Consider the following 12,368-nt stretch of genomic DNA (forward strand, 5'->3'; position numbering starts at 1 on the left):
TTGCAGTGGGTTGCACGGTGAATGCAGCCGCGCCGGATTCGGCTCAGGCCGGTGCGAGCTTCTTCAATCCCAACGACTGGAAGCCGACGACGTAGATCAGCGTCCACAGCACCAGCCAGTCGACGAAGCCCAGTGCGTTCCCGGAGATACCGGCGGCAACGACGGGCTCGTGCAGGGTGTGCTCCGCGACGACGAAGTAGTAGGCCAGAAACGTGCCGATGGCCAAAGCGAAGGTCAGCAGCGCTCGCCCCGCTGCGGGGAAGCGGTTGCCGAAACCATTGGCCCAGAAAATCATCCAGAATGCCCAGCAGACGCCGATCTGCGCGGGGAACTGGTTGATCACGCTACCGAGCTCTGCGGTGGCTTCGGACCCGAGGAGCAGCTTGGCCAGTGGAACCATCAGGAAGTAGATCGCGGTACCGAGAACTGCGTTGCCGACGGTGGCAGCCAGAGCGGTTCGCCCGCCGCCCCCGGCCAGCTTCCACGGCCAGTTGTCGAGTGTCTGGCCGGTGAGTATTACCGAGACGACTATGGAGTAGAACCAGCCCAGGACGGTGTCGACGGACATCAGTGGATCGGTGGCCGAGAGCGAGACCGACGGTAGCCCGAACACGAAGTACAGCGCGAGGGTCGGAACGGCGACGAACGCGATCTCGCACATCCCGATCAGCGGTTGCTTCATGCGCAGGACCGTCCACGGCCAGTGCTGCCAGTTGAGAACCACCATCACCCAGGTGCCGAAGCCGAACAGCACGAACAGTGCTCCGGCGAAATAGCCGAGTCCACCCTCGCGAGAGCCGGCGAAATCCGGATACAGCGCGCCGAGCCCGCTGCCGAGTATCCAGGTCACTGCGACAGCGAATACTGCCGTCGAGACCAGGATGGCGAGGCCACGAGTCGGTTGCTTCAGGGAGTCGAATCTGGCGAATTCGCAATCGAATCCGATGAATACGATGAAAAGAATTGCCCAGAACAGGGCGGCGTTGAACGGCAGCGGATAGAAGTTCCACGGGCTGGTGATGGGGTCTGCCAGCAGATACCACGTCGCCAGTGAGATGACAGCGACGACAACGAGGTTGGCGACTCCGACCAGAATCCAGTTGCCGTCGGGTGCAGCGACTTTCGGCTTCTTCAGTGGGCGATCTGCGGTTGCGGTCATGGGTGCTCGATTCGAATGAGTGGCGAGGTGACGCCGTCACTATGAGCTGAATCACACCCGGCCGTCAGGGTTGCCGGAGGTTGCAACCATGCCGACACAGTGCAACGCGCTGCAACCCTGGCGGTTGTGCTCCGGGTCACATAAACCTGTGTGCATCCAATCGATCAGGAGTGAACCGATGCGTGCAGCTGTCTACTACGGCCCCAACAAGGTGGAGATCACCGACGTTCCCGAGCCCAATCCCGGTGCAGGCCAGGTCAAGGTCAAGATCGGCTTCAACGGAATCTGCGGAACCGACCTGCACGAGTACTACGCGGGCCCCATCTTCATCCCCACCTCGCCGCACCCACTCACGGGCCAGGAGATGCCGCTGATCCTCGGGCACGAGTTCTCGGGAACCGTCACCGAGCTCGGCAGCGGCGTGACCGGCATCGCGGTCGGCGACCGGGTGGCCATCGAGCCGCTCTACCGCTGCGGCCATTGCGGACCGTGCCGGGCCGGCAACTACAACATCTGCGCACAGATCGGTTTCCACGGACTGATGTCCGACGGCGGAATGGCCGAATACACCGTGGTCCCCACCGACATGATCCACGCCTTGCCGGACAACGTCTCGCTCGAGCTCGGCGCGCTCGTCGAACCGATGTCGGTTGCCTATCACGCTGCAACACTGGGAGATCCGAAGCCCGAGGACACCGCGATGGTGTTCGGGGCCGGCCCCATCGGGATCGGACTGTGGTTCGCGCTGCGCGGCAAGGGTCTCGACAACGTCTACGTCGTCGAACCGTCGCCGACGCGTCGAGCATCGATCGAAGCCCTCGGCGCGAAGACTCTCGATCCGACGGCCCTCGACATCCCCGCCTACATCGCCGATCTCACCGACGGCAACGGTGCCGACGCCATCTACGACGCGGCCGGAGTGCAACCGGCCGTCGAGGCTGCGCTCGGATGCATCGGAGCGCGCAAGCCTCTGGTCAGCGTCGCGATCTACGAAAAGCCTTTGACCACACCGCTGCAGAAGCTGGTGATGAACGAATCTCGAATTCAGGGCTCGCTGTGCTACACCTCCGCCGACTACGAGGCCGTGATCGACCTGATGAGCCAGGGCCACTACGACACGGCCGGGTGGGTGGACAAGATCACCCTCGACGGCGTCATCGACGATGGTTTCGAGGCATTGCACGCCGGTACCAAGATGAAGGTCCTGGTGGACCCGTCCACCGGAGCAGCGTCATGAGCGCGGTGTTGGTGACCGGTGCCGGTCAGGGTATCGGCCGGGCCATCGCGTTGCGGTTGGCATCCGACGGGCACGACATCGCCCTGGCCGACCTGAACGAGGACAAGATCGCCGGCGTGGCCGAGGAGGTTCGTGAACGTGGCTCGAAAGCAACGACATTCGTGGCCGACGTCAGTGATCGTGATCAGGTGTTCGCGGCCGTCGAGCATACTCACGAGAAGCTCGGTGGTTTCGACGTCATCGTCAACAATGCCGGAATTGCGCAGGTCGCCCCGCTCGACGACGTGCGGCCCGAGGACGTCGCGAAGATCTGGGCCGTCAACGTCGACGGTGTGCTGTGGGGAATACAGGCTGCCGCAGCGAAATTCAAGGCCCTCGGCCAGAAGGGCAAAATCATCAACGCGTCCTCGATCGCCGGTCACGACGGGTTCGCGATGCTCGGGGTCTACAGCGCAACGAAATTCGCCGTCCGGGCACTGACTCAGGCTGCGGCCAAGGAGTACGCCGCCGAGGGGATCACGGTCAACGCCTACTGCCCCGGCGTCGTCGGCACCGACATGTGGGTGACCATCGACAAGCGCTTCGCCGAGCTGACCGGTGCTGCGGAGGGTGAGACCTACGACAAGTTCGTCGGCGGCATCGCTCTCGGTCGCGCGCAGACGCCCGAGGACGTCGCGGCCTTCGTCTCGTATCTCGCCGGACCCGACTCGGACTACATGACGGGCCAGGCACCGTTGATCGACGGCGGTTTGGTCTATCGCTGAGTTGGTTCGATCGGACCCCCGTCGATATCGATTTGTGAGCTGAAGCACACTTGACTGTAATGACGCAGTCGACAGGCCCTGAACCTGCGCTGGCGGCCGGTGAAGACCCGCGCCGCTACGCGCAGATTCTCACGGCCGTGTACGACGCGACCATGACCGGTGGCAAGTCGCCTGCCCGTCCCCGCGAGGTCATCGGTGACTCGTGGCGACGGTTGCAGACCTTGGGCATCGACCACGAACTGGGTAACCCCGGCGAGACGCAGATGGACATCTCCGACCTGGAGCTGAGCCGTCGGGAATCGGGATTGTTCGACATCCTGGACGATCTGGCCCGCGGCCTGGAATCGGTGGTGCAGGACGGCGACAACATTCTCGTCGTCGCCGACCGGCACGGCCGAGTGTTGTGGCGCAGTGGATCGACCGCGGTGCTCGATCGTGCCGACGACCTCGGCTTCGTGGAGGGCGCGAACTGGGCCGAGGACTCCGTCGGCACCAACGCCATCGGCACGGCGCTGGTCTCGCGGCGCGCGGTGCAGATCTTCTCGGCCGAACACTATGTGCGCAGCCATCATTCGTGGACCTGCGCCGGTGCACCCATTCGCGACCCGCGGACCGGTCGGGTACTCGGGGCCATCGATGTGAGCGGTCCGGCGAAGACAGTGCACCCCACCACCATCGCATTGGTCGACGCAGTGGCGAGGTTGGCGGAATCTCAACTGCGCGAACTGCACCGAGGCACTCTCGATCGACTGCGTTCGGTGGCCGCACCGATGCTCGCTCGGCTGCAGTCGCCGGCACTGGCGGTCGACGCGAACGGATGGGTCGCGGCCGTCGAATCGGTGGCGCTGCGCAATCGCATTCTGTTGCCCGAGGATCTTGCGACGGGGCGTTTCTGGTTGCCGACCCTCGGCGTCTGCGACTTCGAGCCGCTACCCGGTGGGTGGCTAGTCCGGCCCACCACTACCGCAGACCCCGGCGTCTCCGACGTGGGATCCACCAGAATCAGTATCGACCTTCGGCAGTCGCAGACCCGCGCATCGAGGTGCGAAGCGAAGTGGGGGAGTGGACTCACGAGCCGACACCCCGGCACGCGGAGATTCTGTACCTGCTCGCCACGAATCGGCAGGGGCGCACCGCCGCCCAGATGGCTGCCGATCTGTTCGGTGACGACGGCCGCGCCATCACGGTGCGGGCCGAGATGTCGCGGCTGCGCAAGCACCTCGCCGGGATCATCTCCACCCAGCCGTACCGACTGGACGAGTCGGCGACGGTCGAGTTGCTCATGCCGTCGGACATGAGTCGATTGCTGCCGCATTCGTCGGCACCGGCCATCCGCGCAGCACGAGAGACCGCCTCGTAGCGCAGAATCGGGGAATGAACCGCCTCGCCCGCATTCTCGACGCCTCGGATCCGGGGCAGGTACGGCTGCGCGGCGCGTCGGCGACGACTCTGACGGTGTTGCTGGCGATGGTGGTTCTGTTGCTGATCACGCGCGCTATCGGTCAGCCGGTCACGGTCGCGATGCTCGGCACCGTGGTGGCGATGCAGGCATCGGCGGCGGTGAAGGACAAGGATCAGCACGCCAGGTTGATCACCACCGTCCTGATGGCGCTGCCGGCCTCGGCGGCAGTGACATTGGCGGCGTTGCTCTCCACACTCGGCAAGGTGGCCGACATGGGATTCATCGCGGTGCTGTTCGCGGCTGTATGGGTGCGCAGATTCGGCCCCCGCGGCACTGCGCTGGGAATGGTCGCGTTCATCTCGTACTTCTTCGCGCTGTTTCTGCGTGCGACTCCGGGTCAGCTGCCGATGCTCATCGCGGCGATCCTGGGCGGTTTGGCGATCGCATTGTTCGTACGAGCAGTCATCTTTCCGGATCGGCCCATCGTGGAAGTCCGTCGGCTGCTGTTCGCCATGCGGGCGGTGTCGGTGTCGGTGCTCGAGGTGGCGTCGGGGCGAGAGGATCGCGACCTGAACCTGTTGCGCCGCAGACTCGACCGGCTCGGTAACACCGCATTGATGATCGACGACTGGCTCGACCGACACGATGCCGGGCAGCTGCTCAGCGTCACCAGTACCGACCTGTCACTCCGCGTGTTCGACGCCCAGATCGCGACCGAACAGCTCGTCAGCTCACTGTGGGCTCTGGATCCGGCCAAGCCCTGGCCGACGGCACTGGGGCAGGCGACGACGGCCCTCGGATCCGTCCTGCAGAACACACCGTCCGCGGAACAGCTGCGGGCAGCCCGGCGCCTGGCGACGACGGCGGCCGAGCGGGCCGACCCGTCCACCCCGGCGGGAATCGCAACGGTCTCTGCGCAGCGAGCCGTCCAGGCTCACATCGCCATTCATCACATCACCACCAATGCGGTCTCGGTTGCGGCCGGCCCTCGGGCGTCTGCGCCTGAGCCTGCGACCAAGGACGAGCCGAGTGGACTGAACCCCAGCACCAAGGCTGCCATCCAGGTCGCCGTCGCCACCAGTGCGGCGACGGTGCTGGGTGAACTGGTCTCGCCGGACCGCTGGTACTGGGCGGTGCTGACGGCATTTCTGGTGTTCACGGGAGCGTCGACCCGGGGTGAAATCCTCACGCGCGCAGGCCAACGCGTCCTCGGCACCATCGCAGGTGTTCTCGCCGGAGTGGTGATTGCAGCATTGGTGGGCAGCAATCAACCCCTTCAGTTGGTCTTGATCGTCGTCTGCGTCTTCTTCGCGTTCTACCTGGTGACGGTGGCGTATGCGCTGCTGTCGTTCTTCGTGACCATTCTGCTCGCGATGCTCTACGGGCTGTTGGGCACGTTCAGCATCGCGGTACTCGAGCTTCGTATCACCGAGACCGTCGTCGGCGGTGTCGTCGGCATCGTCTCGGCCTACTTCATCTACTCGACGGGTACTCGAAAAACTTTGGTGGACAAGGTCGACACGTACCTCGAACAGTTGGATGCGCTGATCGGCACCAGCGTCGAAGCGGTCATCGCGCCGGGAAGCGAGACCGACCTGGTGGCGTCGACACGCGCGCTCGACAACGCGTTGAAGGAGGTCGTCACGGCCGGGAAGCCGCTGGTGCTCGGGCCGACCACCCGCAGCAGGCGAGGCGCGAAACGACTGCTGCGAGTGTTGGCGGTCAGCGGCCGGTCCGCACACGCGCTGGCCCGAGCCGGCGTACTGGCCTCCCGCGCCGATGCACAGACGGCTCCCTCGGTCGCTACCGCGCTGGCTCTGCGCGACGCGGCGGCACTGGTTCGCGAGACCGCACGCGACGTGGAGGCGGCCGTTGCCGGAAGGTACGTCGAGCCGCCGGAAAAAGTCACCGAGACAACGGTATTGGACGTGCTGCTGACCTCGACCAATGCGCCCGGTCCGCTACGGGGTGCGGTGCGCGCACTGAACACGATGAATCGCACCCTCGCCGATGTATTGAGTAGGGCTTGACCTGGAGCTGCCGCTGATCTCGGCCCCGGCAAACGCGCGCGCATTCGCCAGATGCTCGCGGATTTGTCTTCGATCGCCGGCAATTCTGCACGCATCTGACAGACGCGCGCGCGTTTGCCAGATGCGGCCACGAAGTTGTGAAGAAGCTTGACCCTCACACAGTGACAAGGTCTTGGCTGAACCGTATGAACGCCGCACTCGAACACAGCAATCCGTCGGCTCGGTTGCGGGCCGCGCTCGATATCGGAACGACGCCGGATCCACGGCTTCTCGGCGCACTGCTGCAGCGGTGCGCCGTCGAACCGGACTTTCAGGTGCGTGAGATGTTGACGTGGGCGCTGACTCGGCTGCCCACGTCGCTGACGGTTCCACGACTGATCGATCAGGTGCGATCCGGTGGCGCGCAGGCACGCAGCCAGGCGCTGCATACGTTGTCCAAGGTCAAGGATCAGGCGGCGTGGCCGGCGATCACCGAACAGTTGATCTCCGACAGCGACGACGAGGTGGCGCGCAGCGCGTGGCGGGCCGCGGTGGTTCTGGTTCCGGCGGGTAGCGAAGGGCAGCTGGCTCGGATGCTGGCGACCCAACTCGGGCGAGGCGAACGGGAGATCCAGCGCAGCCTGAGCCGAGCGCTGGTGACGCTCGGATCGGTGATCGAGCCTCTGACGCGCGAGGCCGCGTCGAGCAAGAATGATCGTGTTCGCGCGCACGCACAGGCCACCGAGGCGATGCTGCTCGACCCGGATGCGGGGTTCGCAATTTCCGAGGCCAAACGTGTAGATGCGCTTGGTGTCGAGGGCTCCGCGGGGTGAGATGGTCGGATGTTGATCGGTGACGTAGCGCGCAGGTCCGGAGTCAGTGCGCGGATGCTGCGGCACTACGACAGGATCGGGCTGGTGCAGCCGACTTCCCGCAGCAGCACCGGATACCGCGAGTACTCCCCGGTCGATGTGCGACGCCTGTTCCACGTCGAGTCCCTGCGCTCACTCGGGCTTTCGTTGCACGATGTGGGGCGGGCGCTCGACGATCCGAGTTTCGCGGCCTCGGGACTCGTGGACGAGCTCGCGACCCGTGCCGAAGAGCGCATCGCGCGAGATACCGAGTTGCTTGTGCGGTTGCGTCGTATCAGCGGTGTCCGACCCGAGGACTGGGAGGACGTACTCGGCACCGTCGCGATGCTCGGCGATCTGGGGTCGGTGAGTGCCGGAAAGCGGCAGTCTGCGGCGCTGTCGTCCGTGGGAGATCGGTCGATCCCCGCGGATGCCCTCGCCGAGGCAGTGCTCAGTGAGCCGGCCACCAACGTGGCCGGCGCACTACGGTGGGCCCTCGCCCAGACGGGCGGCGACGCGATTGCTCCGCTGCGGCAGGGCCTGAACTCACCGGACCCCGAGGTCCGCCGCCGCGCCGTCGACACCGTCGTCGAGATTTCGCACCCCGACGCCACCGAAGTACTGCGGGAGGCGCTGATCCACGACGATCAGCAGGTCAGGCGTGTCGCTGCGCTGGAACTGGCGGCCCGAGGGAAGGCCGATGCCATCCCGACGCTCATCGAGATGGTGCACGACGGAACCAACGATGTGGATGCCGCAGATGCACTCGGAATGCTGGGATCCGACGCGTCGACAGTTGCCGCGTTGATGAACGAAGCCGACGACTCGGCTGTGCGACTACGAGTGACGCAGGCGTTGGCGAGCATCCCGGGGCCGGCGGCAGTGCAGGCTCTGCAGGAACTGACCCACGATGCAGACCGGTCGATTGCAGTGACGGCCGACTACATCCTCGGTCGGAGGGACTGAGCGATGTGGGTACCGTCGGAGGTATGAAGGCATTCGGACTGCTCGCGGCTCTGCTCATCACACTCACCCTGACTGCCTGCTCCACAGCTACCACCCCGGCCGCACCCGCCGAACCCGTCGCCGCTAATCAGGTCACCGTCGCCGACCGGATGTATTCGCCGAAGATGTTGACGATCTCGGTGGGGGACACCGTCACCTGGGTGTTCGCCGACCGAGGCATGGCCCACAACGTGGTCGCCGACGACAACTCGTTCCGCAGCCAGGTGATGCCGACGGGGCAGTTCACCCACACCTTCGACACCGCGGGCACCTTCACCTATCACTGCACCCCGCACCCGGACATGACCGCAACGATCGTCGTCGAGCCGTAAAAGCTTCTAGGCTCACGGGTATGACGGCACCGACCCGAGGACGCAGCATTGCCGCACCCCTCGGTGCTGCTGCTGCAGCGGTCGGCGGAGCCGTGATGCTGCACGTTCGTGATCCCCGTACCTCGACATACCTTCCGTGCCCGTTCCACGCCCTCACCGGACTGTGGTGCCCGGGATGCGGTGCCACCCGGGCTCTCGGTGACCTCACTCGCGGTGACCTCGCGGCGGCCGCGTCGAGCAATATTTTTGCCGTAGGTCTCGCCGTCGTTGCGGTCGCGGTGTGGGCGCTGTGGCTTCGAGCGCGCTGGACCGGCCGATTGCTTTCGCTGCCGCGCATCAACCGTCCGACGACCATCGCCCTGATCGCTGCCCTGACCGTCTTCACCGTGGTGCGCAACACCCCGTGGGGCACCGCGATCGCCCCGACCTGACATCCCCCGAGCCGAGATCCCTAGGAGTGGCAGTGTTACTGGAAATCTTCTCGATCATCGTGCTGCTGGGCGTTCTCATCGCGCTCATCCCCACGGCCCGCCGCGTGTTCAAGAAAGGTGACGACGAATGAGCGACTCCCTGAGGGACCGGGTGCGGGCGAAGCTGCTCGCGCAAATCGCCGACGACGGTGGGACCGCCGCCGAACAGGCAGAGGGAGACGACCCGCGCCTGAACGCTTTGCACGACGACCTCGAAGCTCTCGACGCGGCGCAGGACGGCGATCCGGTGATCGACGACATCGCAGCACGACACTGGGTGCCCTGACTTCGTTCGCCCCTTCGGCCGCCTCGGGTAGTCAATGTGACGTTCAGTGGACCGGAGTGGAGCCTGTGGAACGACCCAGAGGCGCAGTTCGGGGGTCAATGTCACGTCGAGTGGACTTCCTGATGGGCTGAAATTGGTGCACACTTTAGGTGCATCTAGTATCTATGTTGTGTCCGAGACGAAATCTGCCGCCGATACGGCGTATGTGACGGTCAAGGAGCTCATTGTCTCGGGTGATCTGCCCGGCGGTGAGCTCGTCAGTGAGGGCGAGATCGCGTCTCGCCTCGAGATCAGTCGCACTCCAGTACGCGAGGCGTTTCTGCGTCTGCAGGTCGAGGGTTGGATGCGGCTGTATCCCAAACGCGGGGCCCTGGTGGTGCCGATCGCGGTGGGCGAGGCGGAGAGTGTCGTCGACGCGCGTCGGCTCGTCGAGGCAGGCAGCGTCCGCGCGTTCATCTCGGACGAGGGGGCTCGCAATACGGTCGTGCAAGAACTGCGCGAGAACCTGCAGCTGCAGGAGACATTGGCGGTCGACGGCACCGCCGCACAGTTCAGTGCCGCCGACGCCGACTTTCATCGCATCGTCGTGCGCGCCGGTGGCAACCCCTTGCTCGACGCGTTCTACGACGGACTTCGTGAGCGTCAGCGCCGGATGACGGCAGCCTCGGTCACGCGTGATCCGGGCCAGATCTCACGCATCGTCGACGATCATCGCCGCCTCGCAGACCTGATCGAATCGGGAGATGCAGACGGATTCGAGCGGGACGTCGAGCAACACATGATCGGTGTGCACGGATTGCGTTCTGGCAAAGGGGAAACACGATGAGCGAGACGATGACCAACGATCGAGATGTCGAGACGACAGCGCGACGCTGGCTGCTGGTGGCGTCGGGCATGTTCGCCGTGGCCTGGGGCGGTAACGAGTTCACGCCGCTGCTGGTGATGTACCGACTCGATCACGGCTTCTCGGCCGTGGTGGTCGATACGTTCCTGTTCGCGTACGTCCTGGGCATCATTCCGGCGATGCTGATCTGCGGGCCGCTCTCCGATCGGCTCGGCCGACGCCCGATCATGTTGCCCGCCCCCGCAATTGCCGCGGCGGGGTCGATCCTGATCGCTCTCGGACCCGACAACGCCTATCTACTCTTCGGCGGCCGGGTGCTCAGCGGTATCGCACTCGGTATCGGTATGGCCGTCGGCGGAAGCTGGGTCAAAGAGCTTTCGAGCCGCGACGCCACTGCCAAGCCGGGTGCCGGAGCTCGTCGAGCTGCGATGTCACTGACTGCGGGATTTGCCCTCGGTGCCGGAGTGGCGGGTGTACTCGCACAATGGGCACCCTGGCCGACGCACCTCGCCTACAGCGTGCACGTACTCATCTGCATCGTCGCCAGTGTCGGCATGCTTTCGGTGCCCGAAACCCGCACTGCTGCAACGGAGAGCAAGCGGCTGCTCGACGACCTGAGGATTCCGTCCGCATCGCATCGGCGATTCCTGTTCGTCGTGTTGCCGTTGGCGCCGTGGGTCTTCGGTGCCGCCAGCGTCGCCTATGCAGTGTTGCCGTCACTGATGGCAGATGCTCTCGCCGACGAGCCAGGGGGCGGCTACCCCGTTGCGCTTTCTGCCGCGATGGCGGTGATCGCTCTCGGCTCCGGCTTCGCGATCCAGGCCGTGGGGCGTCGGATCGACACTCCCGCCAACGCGCGAGGCGCACTGGTCGCGCTGACCCTCCTGGTGCTCGGCATGGGTGTCGCGGCATGGGCGGCGTCGGTGTTGACCATTGCCGCAGCCCTGATTGCGGCGGCCGTTCTCGGGTGTGGTTACGGAATGGCACTGGTGTCGGGTTTGCAAGAGGTGCAACGCATTGCGGGTCCAGACGACCTGGCCGGACTCACCGCGGTGTTCTACTCGCTGACGTATCTCGGCTTCGCGGTGCCGGCTGTGCTGTCGGCGCTGACCGAGACGTGGCCCGGCGTGGTCACCTATCCGATCATCTTCGGTGTCGGAGCAGTGGTGGCCGCAGTCTGTGGGCTCGTGGTCCGGTCGAAGACGTCGGCTCACCTGCCCTAGGGGTCGTGCGCCTTTTGCACCCCCAGAGGGGCGCAAAAGGCGCACGACGGTAGGGGTAGGTGCCACGCCGTTTGGTTCGACGAAGCTCTGGGTAGCCCTCAGTGCATGACTACGAACGGACGTGCTCCCGCTGGTCGGCGTCGCCTCGTCGGCTCAGATTCGATGAAGACAGCATTTGCGGCTCTTGCGACGGTCGGCGCTCTCGTCGGCTGCTCGAACGACCCGGCCACTACGCAGGACTCCGGCGCAGCGGACGAAGTCGGCAACATCGAGTTGCAGAACGTCGTGGTGCAGGCCGAGCTGACCGGTGCGACGCCCAACAGTTCGGCCTCGGCGTACGGCAACGCGACGCTGGCATTCACGGCTGTGAACGTCGCCGCGACCGGCACCGACCGACTACTCGAAATATCCTCTCCTGCTGCGTCTTCGGTGACGATCGACGCCACCGCGGAACAGCTCGTCATCGAGCCCTCGACATCCATCGCGGCCGGTCAGGCAGTCGAGAACCTGGACAGCGGAGACGACGGAGCCGACCGGCCGTTCACCGTGGCGCTCGAGTTGGCCGATGGAGAACTCGCGCCGGGAACCTTGATTCCCGTGACCTTCGAGTTCGAACGCGCTGGATCTGTTGCTTTCGACGCACCGTTCGACGTGTACGAACCAGGAGAGTTGACCGAGACGGCGCGGCCGCTTCCCCCGGAGGTCACCCCCTCGCCGTGATCCATGACGGTCCGACCCGAGTAGACCGCTGCGATCGGATCGGTTCGGCTCTAGGATCAGCGGCAT

The 12,368-nt window shown here is 65.2% G+C and carries 12 protein-coding genes and 1 pseudogene; 12 read left to right on the forward strand and 1 reads right to left on the reverse strand.

What is annotated here, in order from left to right; translation table 11 throughout:
- Nucleotides 1-43 precede the first annotated feature (43 nt).
- On the reverse strand, nt 44-1,159 hold the full coding sequence (locus RHODMAR_RS07225) for a hypothetical protein (protein WP_008712927.1): 1,116 nt from the start codon (nt 1,157-1,159) through the stop codon (nt 44-46).
- A gap of 178 nt (nt 1,160-1,337) precedes the next feature.
- Here RHODMAR_RS07225 and RHODMAR_RS07230 point away from each other — a divergent pair, with 178 nt between their 5' ends.
- The 12 genes and pseudogenes from RHODMAR_RS07230 to RHODMAR_RS07285 all read left to right on the forward strand — a co-directional run bounded on the left by RHODMAR_RS07230 (nt 1,338) and on the right by RHODMAR_RS07285 (nt 12,302).
- A complete protein-coding gene (locus RHODMAR_RS07230; protein ID WP_008712930.1) occupies nt 1,338-2,396 on the forward strand; it encodes a 2,3-butanediol dehydrogenase in 1,059 nt (352 codons plus the stop codon).
- On the forward strand, nt 2,393-3,160 hold the full coding sequence (locus tag RHODMAR_RS07235) for an acetoin reductase (protein ID WP_008712932.1): 768 nt from the start codon (nt 2,393-2,395) through the stop codon (nt 3,158-3,160). Before RHODMAR_RS07230 ends, RHODMAR_RS07235 begins: the two co-directional genes overlap by 4 nt.
- Nucleotides 3,161-3,219: 59 nt before the next feature.
- Nucleotides 3,220-4,520, forward strand: a pseudogene (locus tag RHODMAR_RS07240) (GAF domain-containing protein).
- Between the two features lie 14 nt (nt 4,521-4,534).
- Nucleotides 4,535-6,592, forward strand: coding sequence for an FUSC family protein (locus tag RHODMAR_RS07245; RefSeq protein WP_042938323.1), 2,058 nt, complete (start codon nt 4,535-4,537; stop codon nt 6,590-6,592).
- 185 nt (nt 6,593-6,777) lie between these two features.
- Nucleotides 6,778-7,404: a HEAT repeat domain-containing protein gene (locus tag RHODMAR_RS07250; RefSeq protein ID WP_051047852.1), complete on the forward strand. Its 627-nt coding sequence runs from the start codon at nt 6,778-6,780 to the stop codon at nt 7,402-7,404.
- A gap of 9 nt (nt 7,405-7,413) precedes the next feature.
- Nucleotides 7,414-8,388: a HEAT repeat domain-containing protein gene (locus tag RHODMAR_RS07255; protein ID WP_008712940.1), complete on the forward strand. Its 975-nt coding sequence runs from the start codon at nt 7,414-7,416 to the stop codon at nt 8,386-8,388.
- 23 nt (nt 8,389-8,411) lie between these two features.
- Entirely contained in the window at nt 8,412-8,759 is a 348-nt protein-coding gene (locus tag RHODMAR_RS07260; protein WP_042938347.1) for a plastocyanin/azurin family copper-binding protein, read from the forward strand.
- Between the two features lie 20 nt (nt 8,760-8,779).
- Complete coding sequence (locus RHODMAR_RS07265; protein ID WP_008712944.1) at nt 8,780-9,190, forward strand: DUF2752 domain-containing protein; 411 nt, start codon at nt 8,780-8,782, stop codon at nt 9,188-9,190.
- A 127-nt stretch (nt 9,191-9,317) separates the two neighbouring features.
- On the forward strand, nt 9,318-9,515 hold the full coding sequence (locus RHODMAR_RS07270) for a hypothetical protein (protein WP_008712946.1): 198 nt from the start codon (nt 9,318-9,320) through the stop codon (nt 9,513-9,515).
- 169 nt (nt 9,516-9,684) lie between these two features.
- Nucleotides 9,685-10,341 carry a GntR family transcriptional regulator gene (locus RHODMAR_RS07275; RefSeq protein ID WP_008712947.1) on the forward strand — a complete coding sequence of 219 codons (657 nt, stop codon included), beginning with the start codon at nt 9,685-9,687 and terminating at the stop codon, nt 10,339-10,341.
- Nucleotides 10,338-11,582, forward strand: a complete 1,245-nt coding sequence (locus RHODMAR_RS07280; RefSeq protein WP_008712949.1) for an MFS transporter — start codon at nt 10,338-10,340, stop codon at nt 11,580-11,582. Before RHODMAR_RS07275 ends, RHODMAR_RS07280 begins: the two co-directional genes overlap by 4 nt.
- Before the next feature lie 162 nt (nt 11,583-11,744).
- Nucleotides 11,745-12,302, forward strand: coding sequence for a hypothetical protein (locus RHODMAR_RS07285; RefSeq protein ID WP_008712952.1), 558 nt, complete (start codon nt 11,745-11,747; stop codon nt 12,300-12,302).
- Nucleotides 12,303-12,368 lie beyond the last annotated feature (66 nt).

It is taken from the genome of Rhodococcus sp. AW25M09, assembly GCF_000333955.1.
Classification (GTDB): Bacteria; Actinomycetota; Actinomycetes; order Mycobacteriales; family Mycobacteriaceae; genus Rhodococcoides.

Excerpts from the sequence above, each read along its gene's own strand:
- RHODMAR_RS07250 (WP_051047852.1), top strand. The coding sequence starts at position 6,778 with ATGAACGCCGCACTCGAACACAGCAATCCGTCGGCTCGGTTGCGGGCC.
- RHODMAR_RS07285 (WP_008712952.1), top strand. The coding sequence starts at position 11,745 with ATGAAGACAGCATTTGCGGCTCTTGCGACGGTCGGCGCTCTCGTCGGC.
- RHODMAR_RS07225 (WP_008712927.1), bottom strand. The coding sequence starts at position 1,159 with ATGACCGCAACCGCAGATCGCCCACTGAAGAAGCCGAAAGTCGCTGCA.
- RHODMAR_RS07265 (WP_008712944.1), top strand. The coding sequence starts at position 8,780 with ATGACGGCACCGACCCGAGGACGCAGCATTGCCGCACCCCTCGGTGCT.
- RHODMAR_RS07280 (WP_008712949.1), top strand. The coding sequence starts at position 10,338 with ATGAGCGAGACGATGACCAACGATCGAGATGTCGAGACGACAGCGCGA.
- RHODMAR_RS07230 (WP_008712930.1), top strand. The coding sequence starts at position 1,338 with ATGCGTGCAGCTGTCTACTACGGCCCCAACAAGGTGGAGATCACCGAC.
- RHODMAR_RS07245 (WP_042938323.1), top strand. The coding sequence starts at position 4,535 with ATGAACCGCCTCGCCCGCATTCTCGACGCCTCGGATCCGGGGCAGGTA.
- RHODMAR_RS07260 (WP_042938347.1), top strand. The coding sequence starts at position 8,412 with ATGAAGGCATTCGGACTGCTCGCGGCTCTGCTCATCACACTCACCCTG.
- RHODMAR_RS07270 (WP_008712946.1), top strand. The coding sequence starts at position 9,318 with ATGAGCGACTCCCTGAGGGACCGGGTGCGGGCGAAGCTGCTCGCGCAA.
- RHODMAR_RS07255 (WP_008712940.1), top strand. The coding sequence starts at position 7,414 with ATGTTGATCGGTGACGTAGCGCGCAGGTCCGGAGTCAGTGCGCGGATG.
- RHODMAR_RS07235 (WP_008712932.1), top strand. The coding sequence starts at position 2,393 with ATGAGCGCGGTGTTGGTGACCGGTGCCGGTCAGGGTATCGGCCGGGCC.